Below are 17,554 nucleotides of genomic sequence, written 5' to 3' on the forward strand. Positions count from 1 at the left end.
GAGTAGTCACCACGAATTAATCACCAAGAGCTAATGCCAATCGAACTTTGTTGAAAAGCCAATCTTTACTAAATAGCTTTTCAAAACGGCTTTCACTAATAATACTGGCTGTGTTAGCCGGTGCGATTGGCATTATTCTCAATCACGTCTCTTAACTATTCTTTACGCTTTGTTGATACTTACGCCTAAGCATTTTCTTGTAAGCGCTGGCCGTTTTCACTGTCAAATAAATGAATACCTTCGTGACGAATATCCAGCGCTATCGGTGCGTCGACGCTGACCTGAACGCGTCCTGAACACTGGACGTGAAGGGCGAATCCGCACCAGTCGATGTGCATCAGGCTGCTTTCTCCCGTGACTTCGAGCAGGCGTAATGTCGCCTTAGGCTGAGCCTCTTGAGCATCATTTTCACTTGCGGCCCGAGCGATAAAGATGTCATGCGGGCGCAGGCCGAGCGTAACAGGTTTACCCGCATTGCCTTCCGCCGCCTGCCGCCATTTTTCGGGCAGCGCAAACCACAGCGCGTCACACTGTACGCCAAGCTGTTGCTGCGCATCGCTGTTTATTTTCGAATCATCGGCAAATGCGCGAGGCGCAAACACGCCGTTAAACAGATTCATCGGCGGTGAACCAATAAATCGCGCCACAAAAGTGTTTACCGGCCGGTCATAAATTTCCAGCGGTTCGCCTTGCTGCACAATGTAGCCATCTTTCATGACCACAATGCGATCGGCGAGGGTCATGGCCTCGATTTGATCGTGAGTTACATAAACCGTCGTGGTGCGAAACTGCTGGTGGACCGATTTGATTTCCGCGCGCAGCTCCATGCGTAGCTGCGCATCAAGGTTGGAGAGCGGCTCATCAAACAGAAACACTTTCGGACTGCGCACCAGCGCGCGACCCATCGCTACCCGTTGGCGCTGCCCACCCGAGAGGTCTTTCGGCAGTCGCTGCAACAGATGATCGATAGCCAACACTTTCGCTGCCTGCAATACTTTGGCCTGCTGCTCGGCTTTCGGCACCCGTTTGACTTGCATATGAAAGGCCATATTTTCGGCGACGGTAAGATGCGGATAGAGCGCGTAACTTTGAAACACCATCGCAATGTCACGATCGGCGGGATCCAGATTATTGATTTGCCTATTATCGAGCAAAATATCGCCGTCACTTACCGATTCCAGCCCGGCCAATAGACGCAGCAACGTCGATTTGCCACAGCCCGACGGCCCCACCAGCACGGTAAAGCTGCCATCTTCAATCGAAAGATTTAGCGGTTTTAAAACCTGCATCTTGCCGTAGCTTTTCGCTACCTCAATTAACTCAACGCTCGCCATTTATTGCTGCTCCTGCTTTGTGACTCGCTGAGTCGGCGTGAAAAGGGTTTGCCAATCTGGATAACGACGTGGCGAGCTGCTGATCGCCGCACTGGCGACGCGCACGCCCCAGTCCAGCGCTGTTTGCAGACTCTGTCCATAAATCAGCGCCGAAAAATAGCCGGCATTAAAGCTGTCGCCTGCGCCAATGGTGTCAACCACCTCAATCGCCTCCGCCGCCGTGTGCAGCGTTTGTTCGGCGGTCCAAAGCGTTGCGCCGTCCGGGCCACACTTGGCCACCACCACGGCATTTTTGGCCATTAAAGTAAGTAAATGATGGGCGGATTCTGGCAACGTATCGCGACCGCCAAGGCCCAGCGTTTCAACCTCGTTAAGCAGCAGCGCGTCGCAGTCTGGCAAACAGGCATAAATTTGCTGACGCAAACTTTCACTCCAGCCCGCAGGCGGCCAGCCGCTGTCTATCCCGACCTGATAGCCTCTATTTTTCAATGCCTTAAGTAGCGAGGGATAGACAGCAAATAGCGCCGTGCAGAGAAAAGTGCCACACAGCAGCACCCAGTCGCCGCGCTGCGCCTGAGCCGGAAGCTGGTTCAAAACGTCATCCAGACTCAGGCGCACAATGTGCCCCTGATTGCTGAAGAAAGTCCGTTCATGATCCGAATGTGTCACGCCGAAGGTTAATGAAGTTTCGCAGGCATACTGCGGCCACTGCGCGGCGCTGTCGGCAAACAGCTGCGCCAGCCATGGCGTAAACTGGTCGTTGCCCTGATTAGCCACTAGCCGATAAGGCGTTTCAAGCGCGTCTAGCGCCAACGCGCAGTTTCCGGCAGAACCACCCGGGCGCAGGGAGCTGCTTTCCAGCATCGCCTCGGTGCCTTTTTGCGGCCACACGTCGAGCGTGCTCATGATCAAATCAACATTTATATTGCCGACCACATAAAGTCGCGCGGAAGTATCAGGTTTTATCATTGATGCGGTTCCATTAAATTTTGCACTTTTGCTTTCGTCTTTAACCTTTGCTGCCGCCGCTGGTTAAGCCGCTGACCAAGGTTTTTTGCAACCAAAGAGCGATAAAAAGCGGCGGAACGGCGGCTAAAATACCTACGGCGGCAATCAGTCCGTCGTCGGTCGCGCGTCCGGCGGTGAATCCGGCGATGGTAACCGGCAAGGTTTGAGCATCAATATTGTTGGTAAACAGCAGCGCGTAGAAGAATTCGTCCCAGGCGAGCAGCCAACCAAACATCGCCGAAGCGCCCAATGCGGGTTTGGCGAGCGGCAGGGTGATCCGCAGCAAAACCTGCCAATAACGCAGGCCGTCGAGGCGCGCCGCCTGTTCAATATCCAGGGGCAGAGCGTCGAACTGATTTTTCAACATCCAGGTCAGAAACGGCAGGATCATCGAGCAATAGACCAGAATTAGCCCAAGATGGGTGTTGAGCAGGCTGACGCGTTCGAGAATAAAATAGAGCGGCAGCACGAAAGCCACCGGCGGCACCATATAAATCGCCAAACTGCCATACAGCCAGCCATCGCGGCCCGGATAACGCGAAAAGCTGAACGCCGCCGGAATCGCCAATAACAGTGAAATCAGCGTCGCGCCAGTTGCAACCAGCACGCTGTTACCCAGCGCGTGCAGGAACAGCGCTCCCGGCTGACCGGCTTCAAGGGTTAATAGATGCAGATAACGACTAAAATCCCACTGCATTGGGATCCAGCGCAGCGGCACTCTCGCCAAGTCGGTGCTTGAACTCACGCTCATCAAAAACAGCCACAGCATGGGCGCGATTATCGACACCGCAACCAGCAGCGCGGCGAAATAACGCAACAATAGGCGCCACTGGTTTTTAGTCGAAAACGACTTTTTCATTCGCTGACTCCCCGTTTTCGTTTACGTTGGCTGATTAATAGCAGCATGTAAGCAACAATCATCAGCGCACAAATGAAAGTCATCAATACGGCGTAAGCTGCTCCGCTGCCTGCGCGCAGATAGCTAAACGATTCCTGATAGACAAAAAAGCTCACCGTTTTAGTGCTGTCCAACGGTCCGCCACGGGTCATGACATAGATAATGTCGAAAATTTTGAACGCGTCGATAGTGCGTAAAATCAGCGCCACCGCGAGCGGCGCGGCAATGGCCGGCAAGGTTATCGCTCGAAAGCGACGCCATGCCGATGCACCGTCGAGCCGTGCCGCTTCAAACAAATCCTCGGGAATGGTTTGCAGCGCGGCGAGGGTGAGCAGCGTCACCAGCGGATAGTTTTTCCAGATATCGGCGAACATCACTGCGTTAATGGCTGAGTCGGGCGAGCCAAGCCAGCTGCGATAATGTTCAATCAGGCCCAGCTGGGAAAGCAGCGCGTTGATGCTGCCATAATCCGGATTAAAATTGAGCCGCCACATCGTCGCGTTGACGATAGTCGGCAGCGCCCACGGCAAAATCACCAGCACCCGCAGCGCACTCCGCCCCCAAAATTTCTGGTTAAGCAAAAGCGCAACCAGCACGCCGATTATCCCTTCGATAACCACCGACACCACGGTGAAATAGAGCGTGCGCCACAGCGCCGCGCGAAAATCCGGGTCGGTGAGCGCATAAATAAAGTTGTCGACGCCGACCCACTTCGGAGCCGCGCCGTCGCCAATCAGCCCGGCATCGGTGAAGCTGAGCCAAATAGTGCGAACCAGCGGCCAAGCGGTTAGCACAAACATCATCACCAGCATGGGTGCCAATAACACCCATGCCTGACGACGCTCACGTTGTGGCAAAGAGAGCATAGTGAACCCTGATTTCTTTAACTTATTTATAGAAAGTTATCTAATAACTACGCTACAGATCTCAAGCTTAACGCAGGCGATCGGCGCTTTGGGTCGCTGCCGCCATGGCATCGGTGGCAGGCGCTTTACCTTGCAACACGCTCTGCACGTTTTGCTGCAAAATGGTCGAGAGCTGCGAATAGCTCGGCGTCACCGGACGTGACAGCATCACGTTTAACGAGGTTTTCGCCGCCGCAATCAATGATTCCTGACCTTTTTGCACGTCAGGATCGTCATACGACGATTTCCAGATAGGCAAACTCAGCTTGGCGTATTTATTTTGCACCGGCTGCGAGGTCATATAAGAGATATATTCCCAAGCCTGATCCGCGTGAGTACTGGCTTTGGCAATGCCCAATCCCATCGAACCATTAACGCCCGAAGCTTGTCCGGCCGCATCGCCCGGCGCTGGCACCACGCCCACGTCTCCGGCAACCTTGCTCTGTTTCGGATCGTTGGCCATGTTGTACATGTAGGTCCAGTTAAGCGCGAAAGCTGCATCTCCATTCGAAAATGATTTACGCACGTCTTCTTCGAGATATTCGCGGGAATTCGGGTTAGTCAGGCCTTTATCCAGCGTCTCTTTCATATAATTGATGGCTTTCATCGCGCCGGGATTGGTGAAATTGAGCTTGCCGTTTTGATAAAAATCACCTTTAAAGGCTGAAACCAGCGTGGTGTAATCGCAAATCAACGCTTCTGATTGTGACCAACTCCAGACCAGCGGATATTTCACCACGTTTTTCTGTTTAAGGATTTCTGCCTGCTGCTCCAACTCCTGCCAGCTGGTTGGCGGGGCGCTAATTCCGGCTTTTGCCAGCATCGCTTTGTTATAATAGAGATATTTGGTATCGAGGATCCACGGCATGCCCCAGCGCTTGTCTTGATAGGTCACGGTAGAAATTGCGCCATCAAAGATTTTGCCTGCTTCTTCTTTACTGATCCTCGAGCTCACGTCTTGCAACAGGCCAAACTTGGTAAATTCGGCGGGCCAGATGGCGTCGAACAGCACCACGTCGTAACCCTTATCGCCTGCACCGCGCGCGGCAACGATTTTGTCGTGCAACGCCTCATAAGGCACAAACTCCAGATTGACCTTGATGTCGGGATGCGCCTTGGTGAATTCGGCAGTCATGGCGCGAATATCCGTTTCTGAATAGGCGGCCTGAGTCATAAATAGTGCGCTGAGCGTGGTGTCTGCCAGCGCGTTAGCCGAGAAGCCAAAGGCGAGGGCGGACAGCACGCACAGGCTGGTAGGACGTAATCTTGTTATCATCATTTCTCTCCGGTCGAAGCCTCGCGGCGTTGGTCTAAATGAAAGAACCTGGGTAATTGAAAGAACTTGGGCGAACAAAAGAGCATTAAGTCAATTTGATTGCTTTAATCGATGTTAAATTTTTAATCCAAAACCTTTCCTAATCGGTAGAACGGCAGTGATTACGTTCTATTCGTTTAATGGCGTTAACTTTGAAGAATTACGTTTACTCCGTTTAAAAAGAAAACGCTGTGATGCTGACTGCATTAATAAAATCAATTTGATTGCTTTAATCAGCGGAAGCATACTGCTGACAGGCTTTCTCCTTGGTGGATAGGCAGTTATGGCAACGTCTGGTACTAATCTCGAACACGCACGGGCGCACAATCGTCGCGTTGTTATTGAAGCAATTCGTCTTAACGGCGAACTTACGCGAGCTGAAATCGCGCGCCTGACCTCACTGACACCGCAAACCGTTTCCAATATTGCCACCGAGCTTGAGCAGGCGGGCATTGTCTCTTCCCATCTACCGCGCCGCTTTGGCGGAAGGGGTCAGCCCGCTACGCCGTTAACGCTCAATCCCGACAGCGCCTATTCGATTGGCATTCATCTGGATCATCAAACGCTGCTGGTGGTGCTGGTTGACCTCACGGGCAAGGTGCGTTTTCGTCGTCTGATCAAGGTTCAGAAACCTGAACCCGAATCCACGCTACAACTCATCGTGCAAACGCTGCAAGAAATGCGCCAAAACGTGAAAATCGACTGGCGCAAGATGCTGGGGGTCGGCATCGTGATGCCCGGGCCTTTTGGCGTAGAGGGGATCTCTTCACAGGGGCCGACCACCTTGCACGGCTGGGACAATGTCGATGTCGTGGCGCGGCTCAGCGCCGAAACCGGCTGGCCTGTGACGCTGGAAAATGACGCTACGGTGGCGGCAATTGGCGAACGTTTTCACGGCGTCGCCAAGCAGCTGACCTCTTTTGTTTATCTTTATATCGGCACCGGTTTGGGCGCGGGACTCTTTACCGAAGGGAGAATTTATACCGGCCATGCACATAACGCGGGCGAAGTCGGACACATGGTGGTGCAACCGGGTGGCCGCGCCTGTTATTGCGGTAATCACGGCTGTCTCGAGCGTTATCTTTCCTTGCAGGCGGCCTACGAAGGATGCGGATTAGACCCTAATACGGCAATGCCCGAAGATCTATTAGGCGTAAAGCAGGAGATTTTCGAACGATGGTTGGACAGCGCTATCGAACCCGCTTTCCAGGCTATCAATATTATGGAGTGCGTTTTCGATCCGCAAAGCGTGATTATCGGCGGTATGATGCCGCAGCCGTTGGTCGAAAGGCTGATTGCCCGTTTGACGCCGCTTTACAGTTCCGTTCGTAGTCGTTATCCCACCACCGCGCGCTTAAGAATCGGCATGACCGGCACTGATACCGCCGCACTGGGCGCCGCCGCGCTGCCAATTTTTGATGAATTTAACCCGCAGTATGAGGTGTTACTTAAATAGGCTTTGGCGCCTAAGCTTTTACCTATCAACTTACTCTCTACAAAAGTCATTCAACCGGATTGACCAATCGGTCAAACTTTGGCACAACCCTTGCTAGTAGTTAGTGAATATTAAAGTTAGTGACAATTAATGTTAATGACTATAAACATTTTCTAACGCCGTGCCTTTGCGCGGCCGATGTTAGCCAAGGGATAAATCATGACCAGCAAAACGCCTCCATTCACTGCCACCAAGCCTGTAACACGCGCCTTGCGAGGCAATTTTTTCGACATTAAAGGCGTTGCCAGCGCCCCTGAAGAGATAGAGAGCCAGGCTCGTTATATAGAAGACGGGATGATGTTACTCAGTGGCGGCGAGATACTGTGGTTAGGAAGTCGGGAAGAGGGCGAACGCGCGCTGATGAACCTCAGTTATCCTGTGCCGCTGGACGATTACCGGGACAAGCTGCTGGTGCCGGGCTTTATCGATACTCACATTCATTATCCGCAAACGGAAATGATTGGTGCCTATGGCGAGCAGCTGCTGGAGTGGTTGAATAACTACACTTTTCCGGCCGAAGCGCAGTATCACGACCTCGACTACGCTAACAAGATGTCGAAATTTTTCATCAATCAGCTGCTAAATAATGGCACTACGACGGCGCTGGTGTTTGGCACGGTGCATCCGCAATCGGTTGACGCGCTATTTACCGTGGCGGCCGCGCTGAATATGCGACTGATTGCCGGCAAAGTGATGATGGACCAGAATGCGCCAGAAGAAGTGCTTGAAACGCCTGAAGAAAGTGAGCGCGATACCCGCACGCTGATCGACCGTTGGCATAATCACAAACGCCTGAGCTATGCGTTGACCCCGCGTTTTGTGCCCACGTCATCTCCCGCACTGCTTGAAAAAGTCCGATTGCTCAAGCAACAGCATCCCGATATTTATCTGCAAACCCACCTTAGCGAAAACGTCGATGAAATCTCGTGGGTGAAGGCGCTTTATCCCGAACATAAAGGATATCTCGATGTATATCATGACTATGAGCTTACCGGCGCGCGCTGCGTATTTGCCCACTGCGTGCATATTCACGAACAAGAATGGGACTGCCTACGCGATACGGATTCCAGCATCGCTTTTTGTCCGACCTCCAACCTGTTTCTTGGCAGCGGCCTGTTTGATATCGGCACTTCCTGGCAGAAACAGGTGCGTTTAGGTATGGGCACTGACGTTGGCGCGGGCACTTCTTTCAGCATGCTGCAAACGCTGGGCGAGGCGTATAAAGTCGGCCAATTGCAAAAATATCGTTTGTCTGCATTCGAAGCTTTTTATCACGCCACGCTCGGCGGCGCGCGTTCTCTGCATCTAGATGAAAAGTTAGGGAATTTTGAAGCCGGTAAAGAGGCCGATATTGTTGTGCTTGACCCCAATGCTACGGCGTTGCAGCAGTTACGTGCCGGAAATTGCAAAACGCTGGCCGAAAAATTGTTTGTGTTGATGACCCTAGGTGACGATCGAAACGTTTTTCAAACGATAGTCGACGGGAAAGTGGTGTATTCACGAACTGAATCTGTTCGAGCCTGAAAAATGGCCAACTTATCTCCCATAAATAAAACTACTGTATAAATATCAGGGGTGCGAGAAAATGGCACCCTTGCCTCATTTAAAGGCAAATTTGGAGAAAAACGCACCAATGATGAACACAGAAATCAGTACCAGCCGCGTCCGCGTCGCGCGAGAACGCACAATTGAAAATATTCATGCCGCAGCGATCGCTGAATTCAGCGAAAAAGGTTTTCAAGGCGCAACTACGCAAGCGATTGCGCAGCGTGCAGGAATGAAAAAGACTCAGCTGCATTATTATATCGCCGGAAAAGAGGAGCTTTATGAAGAGCTGTTGCAAAAGGTCTTGAGCGTTTGGGCTGAAATCATTCAATTTGACGACACTCTTATAGAGCCTGAAGCCGTGCTTACCCGCTATATTCGCAATAAGCTGGAATTTTCATTTCAACAGCCTGAATTATCGAGGATTTTCACCAGCGAAGTGTTAAGCGGCGGACATTATCTTAACAAGTACTGGCCTGAGGCGATCGCCAACATTGTTAATAAAGAAAAGCTGATAAATCAATGGATTGAAAAGGGATTAATTCGTCCGCTCGACGCGCGGCTGTTTATCATGAACATTTGGGCGCTCACCCAGTATTACGCCGACTTTGCCGTGCAGGTTAACCAGATGTATCGCGATATCAGCAGCGACAACGCTAATCGCGAGCACATTATCGAAGAGGTTACCACGTTGATACTTCGCGGCTGCGCCCGATAACGTAGTTTTGGATTTCGTTTGGAGCTGAGTTTAGAACTGAGTTTCGAATTAGGCTTTAGATGGAGTGAAGATTTTCGTTTAGAAATGAGAGTTTGTTGGCATCAATATTGCTTCCTATTTATTAAATTTGACCAGTTGTACAAATCGATTGGTTTATTAATCGCCTTGCGAGTTTGCTGAACTCCCAAAGCTAATTAAAAAATCTTAAGTAGCAGGGTGGCTTTATGATCCAATTTCTTTTGAATGACCGTTTGCAGCAAGAAACTACGCTGCCACCAGATACCACGGTGTTGCAGTATTTGCGCCGTGACGCCGGTCGCTGTGGCACCAAAGAGGGTTGCGCATCGGGTGATTGCGGTGCCTGTACCGTGGTTATCGCCGAGCCACAGGGTGACACGCTGCGTTACACGCCAATAAACGCCTGTCTAACCTTTATCTCTGCCTTGCAGGGCAAGCAGCTGATCACCGTCGAAGACCTTAAACATCAGGGACAGCTGCATAGCGTGCAGCAGGCGATGGTCGATAACCATGCCTCACAGTGCGGCTTCTGTACCCCGGGCTTTGTGATGTCGTTGTTTGCTTTACAAAAAGACGCTGCTTTACAACAAGATATGGCTTCACAGAAAGAGACCGCCGCGCAGAGAAACCATTCTGCTATCAAAAACGGGGTAAATCGTGAGCAGGTGCTGCACGCGTTATCCGGTAATCTCTGCCGTTGCACGGGTTATCGTCCGATAGTCGATGCTGCCTTGTCCGCCTGCGAATTTTCAGATGAAGATCAGTTCGACCGTGCCGAAACGGTCACCTTGCAACGTTTGCAGGCGATAGCGCCGCAAAGCCTTTTGCATGAAAATCAAAACACGCTTCATCACGATGAGCTCGGTTTTATACCCACGACTCTTAAGCAGTTAGCCGACCTTTATCTTGCTAACCCCGAAGCCAAGCTGGTGGCCGGAGGAACAGATTTGGCGCTGGAGGTGACACAACGTCATCGTCGTTTGCCGCAACTTATTGCTATCAGCCATATTCCACAGCTCAAAAATATCGAGATAACGGATCAGGCACTGATTATAGGTGCCGCCGCCACGCTGAGCAGTTGTATGCCGCTGTTAGAAAGAGAGTTTGCGGATTTTGGTGCGCTGCTCGAACGTTTTGCCTCACAGCAAATCCGCAATCAGGGCACTTTTGGTGGCAACATCGCCAACGGTTCGCCCATTGGCGACGGCGGCCCGGTGCTGCTTGCGCTGGGTGCGTCGCTGGTATTACGCCGTGGCGCAGACCAGCGAACGCTGCCGCTTGAACAGTTTTATCTCGGTTATCGACAAACTGCCTTACAGGCGGGCGAGTTTATCGAGCAGATTATCATTCCTCGCGTGGCCGAAGAGTCGACCCGCATTTTGAAAGTCTACAAAGTGTCGAAACGCCTGGATGACGACATCTCTGCCGTTTGCGGTGCTTTTCATATAGAAGTCACCGACGGCGTAGTGACACATGTTTCGATAGCCTTCGGCGGCATGGCAGCGATAGCCAAACGCGCGTCGCACTGTGAAACACAGCTGCTGGGTCAGCCGTGGCAAGCCTCAAGCGTCGAACGCGCCTGCCTTGCCCTGGAAACGGATTATCAGCCCATCAGTGATTTTCGCGCTAGCCGTGAGTATCGAATGCAGGTAGCGAAAAATCTGCTGCGCCGTTGCTTAATCGAAACTACGTCAAAAGAGACGATGATGAGGGTGACTCAATATGTCTAAATCCCCCGTAGCTCCGTCACAAGATGAGTTGGCCGCGCTGTTTCGCGCCGGACTCGCTCCCGCAGGTTTGAGCAGCGGCGTTGGCAAAAGCATGAAGCACGAAAGTGCCGATAAACACGTCAGCGGCGAAGCTATTTATATCGACGATCGGCTGGAGTTTCCGAACCAGCTGCATCTGGTGCCACGTCTTAGCGACGTGGCGCACGCCGAAATAGTGCGAATTGATGTCGAACCCTGTTACGCCATTCCGGGCGTGGTGCGGGTTATTACTGCCAAAGACGTGCCGGGCGAACTGGATATCGCGCCGCTCACCGAAGGCGACCCGTTAATGGCGCAGGACCGTATTGAATATTATGGTCAGGTGCTGCTGGTGGTGGCAGCCAATAGTGAGGAGGCAGCGCGTCAGGCTGTTGCTGCCGCCATTATCGAATACCGCGAGCTGCCTGCCGTACTCAGCGTTAAACAGGCGTTGGAGCAGGAGTTTTGGGTCGAAGAGCCTCACGTGCATCAGCGCGGCGATTCCGTGACTGCGCTTTCGAATGCAACCCATCGTTTACAAGGTGAGGTTGAGATCGGCGGTCAGGAACATTTTTATCTGGAAACGCAAATCGCGTCGGTCATGCCAGGCGAAGATGGCGCAATGCTGGTTTATAGCTCGACGCAGCATCCAACCGAAGTGCAAAAGCTGGTCGCTTCCGTATTGAATCTGCCGATGCATAAAGTCGTCGTCGATATGCGAAGAATGGGCGGCGGCTTTGGTGGCAAAGAGACGCAGGCGGCGGGCACGGCGTGTCTGGCCGCACTGGCGGCGCACCTTACGGGCAGGCCGGTAAAAATGCGCCTGTCGCGACAGGATGACATGATGATCACGGGTAAACGGCATCCATTTTATGTCCGTTACGATGTCGGTTTTGACGCCGAAGGGCGGCTGCACGGCGTAGATATTAAGCTGGCCGGTAACTGTGGTTATTCGCTCGACCTTTCGGGTTCGATAATCGATCGCGCGATGTTTCACGCCGACAATGCCTATTACCTCGGCGATGCCACCATTACCGGTTATCGCTGCAAAACTCACATTGCTTCCAATACTGCCTATCGCGGATTCGGTGGACCACAGGGCATGGTGGCGATTGAACACATTATCGATCACGTTGCCCGCGAGCTCGGACGGGATCCGTTAGAGATTCGAAAGCTGAACTACTATGGCAAAGAGGATGGGACAGAAGGCCGTAACATCACCCACTATTATCAGCCGGTGGAACAAAATCTGCTGCATGAAATGACCGCCGAGCTGGAGCAAAGTGCTGACTATGCGGCGCGCCGAGAAGCTGTTCAACAGTTTAACCAGCACAACCCGTATTTAAAGAAAGGTCTGGCGCTGACGCCGGTAAAATTTGGTATCTCCTTTACGGCCAGCTTTCTGAATCAGGCCGGTGCGCTGGTACTTATCTATACCGATGGCAGCATTCAGCTTAACCACGGCGGCACAGAAATGGGCCAGGGTTTGAATACCAAAGTGGCGCAGGTGGTGGCCGAAGTGTTTCAGGTGCCACTGTATCTGATTCAAATTACCGCCACCGATACCGGCAAAGTCCCTAACACGTCGCCAACCGCGGCCTCGTCCGGAGCCGATCTCAATGGCAAAGCCGCGCAGAATGCTGCTGAAACGTTGAAAGGTCGTCTGGTTGACATGCTGATGCGCAACTATGACGCGCAGGAAGCCGACATCGCGTTTAGTAATGGTCAGGTACGGGTCAAAGAGCACTATTTCACCTTCCAGCAGGTGGTGACTGAAGCGTGGTTAAATCAGGTCTCGCTTTCAGCAACGGGTTTCTATAAAACGCCAAAAATTTTCTACGACCGTTCCAAAGCGGCCGGCCATCCGTTCTACTATTTCTCCTATGGGGCGGCCTGTGCGGAAGTATTGATTGACACTTTTACCGGCGAATACAAACTGCTGCGTGCCGACATTCTGCATGACGTGGGCGACTCGCTGAATCCGGCGATTGACATTGGTCAGGTTGAAGGCGGATTTGTGCAGGGCATGGGCTGGCTCACCTGTGAAGAGCTGGTTTGGAGTGAAAAAGGGCGTCTTGAAACCAGCGGACCGGCGAGCTACAAGATCCCGGCTATCGCCGATGTGCCCCATGATTTACGGGTAAAGCTGGTCGAAAATCGAAAAAACCCCGAGCAGACTGTGTTTCATTCGAAAGCCGTCGGTGAGCCGCCGTTTATGTTGGGCATTGCCGTGTGGTGCGCAATCAAAGATGCCATCGCCAGCTTGGGTAACTATCAAATTCATCCGCAGCTCGATGCACCGGCTACGCCTGAACGCGTATTGCGCGGAGTGACATTACTCCAGCAAGCTTTGAATGGGCGTGACAACGTCACGGAAAGAGATGAATCTGATTTTACCAGCAGTGACAAAGCCGGTCTTGTTAACGTCCTTGCGGTTAAATAAGGGGGTAATATGCGCACCGATGATTGGATAATTCAGCTTGGCCAGCTTCAGGCTCGCCGTGAGTCTTGCGTATTAATGACCCTGATCGAACATCAAGGTTCAACGCCGCGTAACAGCGGCTGCAAGATGCTGGTCACTTCAACGGGCCAATATTTCACCCTCGGTGGGGGCAATCTTGAGTTTCAAGCGATAGCCATTGCCCGAGAGATGTTGACTTCATTTGCGAATGAAAGCCGAGTGGAACGTTTTAATCTCGGCGCGAGGTTGGGGCAATGTTGCGGAGGGGTTGCAACAGTACTTTTTGAGCCGCTTTGTCAGCATCAGCCCCATGTTGTGGTTTATGGCGCAGGTCACGTGGGCCGCGCGCTGGTGGCAATACTTGCAACATTGCCTTGCCAGATTACCTGGGTTGATGCCCGCGCCAGCGAGTTTCCGCCGCACGTGGATCCTCAAATTAACTGTATTGTTGATGAAGAACCCGAAGCGACGGTGGAGCAAATGCCCGTAAGCAGTTATTTTATGGTGCTCACCCACGATCATCAGCTGGATTTAGCTCTGAGCGAGAAAATCCTCAAGCGCGATGATTTCAGTTATTTCGGGCTAATCGGTTCTGAAACCAAGCGTAAAAGGTTCGATTACCGGCTGGCGGGCAAGGGGATCAGTGAGCAAACGCTGGCAAAAATGCGTTGTCCCGTTGGCTTACCCGATGTAAAAGGCAAATTACCCGCGGAAATAGCCGTGGCGATTGCCGGAGAGTTTATCGCTGCCTACTATTCAGCAAATAGTTCTGCAAATTAGGGGGCATATTGGCATCCTCGTGAGTTGAACTCTGCTTTTTGTCTAGTATTCGTTCGATAATCAATGACCGCAACCCCTTGATAAAGGAAAAAAGAATATTCACAGTCTTGCGAAATATAGTGATCGGGAATATACATTGCCATAGCTTCTGTTACCGGAGTGAGTTTTAGCGAAAGATTGGCACGTAATACCATGTCAATAATTCCCCAATCATTAGTAATTTTTGCAGCGATAGGAAAATTATTCAATGTGGTGATAATATCTGGAGAAGGTCGCAATTGCCCTATAAAAGCGATATTAGTCACCTCATTTATAGGTAGGTGGGAAATTTCGATTTTAATCCGCTCTAAGGTTTCTTGAATATGGCTTTGCTGGTTAACCAATGCGTTAAAGCATGAAACCATCAACACCAAATTATAAAACAATACAATCAGTTGTAGCCCGGCAATCCAATATTTAAACTTCGGAAACGCCTGAATACTTACGTAAAAGCAAAATAGTGCCAAGCCACTATAAGCAGGCAGTACTCGGATTTGAAATGCAGGATTAAGCAGTAATAATGAAACTCCAGCAATCGATACGATGAGCATTAGCGGAAGTAGCATGAGTACTCCTCCCGTTGTCAGGACTTTACTGACAGGGTAATTACCCAGCATTGCTTTATTAATTACTTGATTTTTTATGAATAAAACGGCAAGTCCGCCGAATGCCATTGCTAGAGGAATAATTAAAAAGAGGACCTTTAATCCCGGAAATGCCAGCATAAACATGCTATAAAAATCTTGCAGATTGGTCCAAACTATCTGTGGCGTTGCTCGTCCAATAGGTAATGATTCACTGTGGCTCATCGTGTATGAGCCACCAATGAGGAAGTTAGCGACCAGTAATTTATAAATCAGCAGCGAAGTTATACAGGCTAACGCCTTTTCTAATAAATAATACTTTATTGATTCTTGTCTGTGCCATTTTGCTAGGGATAGTAAGATAACAGCGCTAATAAAAATGTTGGTCCCAATTTGATAAATTGACAACATCATCAATAATATCAGACAGGTAATTAACAGGTTCACGAGTAACCTAACCTGATAAGTAAAACTGGCGAGTAAACCTAACGCGATAGCGAGGGAAATAGTTAATGAATCAAAAGAGTATTGAAAAGGTTGGGTCAGAAAAGGGTTAAGGATGAGAAGCAAGGGGGAGATACATTGCCAAAATCCTTTAAGACCTAATTGCAGTTTCTCCACGTATATAACAGCGGCTATAGAGAGTACCATCAACCCCAGTATTAGGGGTAAAGGCGTAATATCGTTAGAATAGTAATTGAATCTAAGCACCATATTTATCAGCACAGTCAACGGCCTGCCATTAGTGAGCCAAGAGAAATTATCTCCGGTGACAAGACGCAAATAATCATCCCGATAATAAACTTTATAAGTCCAGAGAGGCAATGTTGCAACCAAACCAAATAAAAATGTCACAGCAATAATTATTTGCCTATTGGATAGGGCTATAAGTCCTGATGTGTCCCGCATAGTTATCCATTACTCCCGATAAAAATTATAATGATTTCAGCATTAACCATTAGCGGCATTTTAAGGTTGTGTGCAAATTCCTAAGGTCGAACACTGCAGTTCCCTCATAAATAAACAGCCGATAATCGCAGCTTTGCGAGACATACTGTTGAGGAATAAAGGCTTTCATCTCGGCTGTTGCCGTAATTTTTGGCGGTATTATAATCCCTTCCAGCGTTAATATTGACTCAAAAGCCCAGCTATTACTCTTGTTGTCCAAGTTGCTTTTCAGAAGACCGATTATTGGCAACGCACCTTTCGCTACTCTGACTATGGGTGATGCAGAAGGCTGATCGATTATGGCAATATGCTTTACTTGCGAAGGCGGCAATAACGCGAGGTCAATTTTCATGTGCTGAGCAATGCTTAACATATGCTGTTGTTCATTCACTACGGCGTTAAACATTGTCAACATAACGATAAGGCAATAAAACAGGCAGATAAGATATAACCCTGTAATCCAACGGCCCAAAGTAGGATAAGCCATTACTGTGATGCAAAAACAAAACAGGTTCAAACATCCCCACGCGCTTAATACGCGCGGATAATAGACGGGGCTGGTTAAGACGCTGGAGAGTCCAGGCACGATCAACATCATCATTATCGGAATTACAGAGAGAACAATCACACTCACCGCTGAATTCGGTAATGATTGACTCTTATGGCGGCGGTGACGTTGATAGAGAACCCAAAGTCCCGTATAGCTAACGATTAGGGGAAGGATAACGAATAAAAGGCGATACCCCGGAAATGCGCTGGCAAATGTCAGATAGAGTATACGCACATTATTAAGCACGGCAACTGCGGCATCTTTACTCGGCGTCAAGATTCCACTGTGACTTAAGGTATAAGGGTCATGAACCGTGATTGTCACAATGAGATATCTGTAAATCACTATAGCCGCTAATGAACATGCACATTTCTCAAGCAGATAAGCGCCAATAGGTTCACCTGTTGCCCATCGAGTGGTTGCCACTAAAATCACCAAGCCAAAATATATATTTATCCCTATTTGGTAGGTAGTAAATACGGACAGCATTAACACGGTGGTCAATGAAACTGATGTAAATGTTATCCGTCCTTTAATCGGCCCCTTAATCCTTCCAAAGTTCAGGCTAGCTGTCATGGCAAGCGCGGCAGAGAGTAGAATGGTTAATGAGTCGTAGGTAAACAACATCGATTGGGCGAGAAAGGGATTCAGCAGAATAAACAAAGGGGGAACACATTGCCAATAGCCTTTTAGCGGCAAGGATAACTTCTCGCAATAAACAACGCTGGCGCATGAAAGAATCAAGATGCCGAGTAGGAGCGGCAGGGGTGAGATATCAGTGCTCACTGTACTGAAGCGCATTATTACATTCAAGACGGTAGTGAGAGGCCGACCATTGCTAATCCAGTAATGACTATCTCCGGTAAATAGGCGAAAGTAGTCATCGATATAATAGATTTTGTTCGTCCATAACGGCACGGTAGCCAGCAATCCTATAATAAAGGTCATCAAAATTTGCTGGTGGCGGCGCACGACAGGCTCATTAACGAGTACGTTAGTCATAATTTTCCAAGGAATAATGCGGCATTTTGGCCTGCTGGGGTCATTATCCCGGAAGGGTGAGCATGACTTTATTTCGCTAAATTACGCGCTATCAAGATACTTTTAACTCGCTGTTAACACCTCTTTATAAATAAGTACCGCACTTTTCAGAATCAAGCAACTTTATTCGGAAATAACTTAGAAATTGTTTCTGATGGTTTGTTCAT

The 17,554-nt window shown here is 50.1% G+C and carries 13 protein-coding genes; 6 read left to right on the top strand and 7 right to left on the bottom strand.

Going from position 1 to position 17,554, the window contains the following annotated elements; translation table 11 throughout:
• Positions 1–185 precede the first annotated feature (185 nt).
• From SC206_RS09385 to SC206_RS09405, 5 genes are all read right to left on the bottom strand, one after another.
• Positions 186–1,334 (bottom strand): ABC transporter ATP-binding protein, encoded by a 1,149-nt coding sequence (locus tag SC206_RS09385; RefSeq protein WP_332736480.1) that lies wholly within the window; start codon positions 1,332–1,334, stop codon positions 186–188.
• Positions 1,335–2,303, bottom strand: coding sequence for a carbohydrate kinase family protein (locus tag SC206_RS09390; RefSeq protein ID WP_332736482.1), 969 nt, complete (start codon positions 2,301–2,303; stop codon positions 1,335–1,337). It abuts the gene before it with no gap.
• A 40-nt stretch (positions 2,304–2,343) separates the two neighbouring features.
• Entirely contained in the window at positions 2,344–3,201 is an 858-nt protein-coding gene (locus SC206_RS09395; protein WP_332736484.1) for a carbohydrate ABC transporter permease, read from the bottom strand.
• Complete coding sequence (locus SC206_RS09400) at positions 3,198–4,106, bottom strand: carbohydrate ABC transporter permease (RefSeq protein ID WP_332736486.1); 909 nt, start codon at positions 4,104–4,106, stop codon at positions 3,198–3,200. Before SC206_RS09400 ends, SC206_RS09395 begins: the two co-directional genes overlap by 4 nt.
• A 67-nt stretch (positions 4,107–4,173) precedes the next feature.
• Positions 4,174–5,421 carry an extracellular solute-binding protein gene (locus tag SC206_RS09405; protein ID WP_332736827.1) on the bottom strand — a complete coding sequence of 416 codons (1,248 nt, stop codon included), beginning with the start codon at positions 5,419–5,421 and terminating at the stop codon, positions 4,174–4,176.
• 322 nt (positions 5,422–5,743) lie between these two features.
• On the opposite strand from SC206_RS09405, the gene SC206_RS09410 reads away from it, so the two are divergent.
• The 6 genes from SC206_RS09410 (at position 5,744) to xdhC (ending at position 14,225) form a co-directional block, all read left to right on the top strand.
• Complete coding sequence (locus SC206_RS09410) at positions 5,744–6,916, top strand: ROK family transcriptional regulator (protein WP_332736488.1); 1,173 nt, start codon at positions 5,744–5,746, stop codon at positions 6,914–6,916.
• 198 nt (positions 6,917–7,114) lie between these two features.
• The gene (gene guaD / locus SC206_RS09415; protein ID WP_332736490.1) at positions 7,115–8,479 is read left to right on the top strand and encodes a guanine deaminase; all 1,365 of its coding nucleotides are present in this window, start codon (positions 7,115–7,117) and stop codon (positions 8,477–8,479) included.
• Between the two features lie 109 nt (positions 8,480–8,588).
• Positions 8,589–9,218, top strand: a complete 630-nt coding sequence (locus SC206_RS09420) for a TetR family transcriptional regulator C-terminal domain-containing protein (protein ID WP_332736492.1) — start codon at positions 8,589–8,591, stop codon at positions 9,216–9,218.
• Positions 9,219–9,442: 224 nt separating this feature from the next.
• On the top strand, positions 9,443–10,966 hold the full coding sequence (xdhA, locus tag SC206_RS09425; protein ID WP_332736494.1) for a xanthine dehydrogenase small subunit: 1,524 nt from the start codon (positions 9,443–9,445) through the stop codon (positions 10,964–10,966).
• A complete protein-coding gene (gene xdhB / locus SC206_RS09430) occupies positions 10,959–13,427 on the top strand; it encodes a xanthine dehydrogenase molybdopterin binding subunit (RefSeq protein ID WP_332736496.1) in 2,469 nt (822 codons plus the stop codon). The genes xdhA and xdhB overlap by 8 nt, the downstream gene beginning before the upstream one ends.
• A 9-nt stretch (positions 13,428–13,436) precedes the next feature.
• Positions 13,437–14,225, top strand: a complete 789-nt coding sequence (xdhC, locus tag SC206_RS09435; RefSeq protein WP_332736498.1) for a xanthine dehydrogenase accessory protein XdhC — start codon at positions 13,437–13,439, stop codon at positions 14,223–14,225.
• Here the strand turns inward: xdhC and SC206_RS09440 are convergent.
• The gene (locus SC206_RS09440; RefSeq protein WP_332736500.1) at positions 14,222–15,757 is read right to left on the bottom strand and encodes a glucosyltransferase domain-containing protein; all 1,536 of its coding nucleotides are present in this window, start codon (positions 15,755–15,757) and stop codon (positions 14,222–14,224) included. The genes xdhC and SC206_RS09440 overlap by 4 nt on opposite strands.
• Positions 15,758–15,806: 49 nt before the next feature.
• Positions 15,807–17,348 carry a glucosyltransferase domain-containing protein gene (locus tag SC206_RS09445; RefSeq protein WP_332736502.1) on the bottom strand — a complete coding sequence of 514 codons (1,542 nt, stop codon included), beginning with the start codon at positions 17,346–17,348 and terminating at the stop codon, positions 15,807–15,809.
• Positions 17,349–17,554: the final 206 nt, after the last annotated feature.

Source organism: Rouxiella sp. T17, assembly GCF_036663475.1.
Taxonomy (GTDB): Bacteria; Pseudomonadota; Gammaproteobacteria; order Enterobacterales; family Enterobacteriaceae; genus Rouxiella.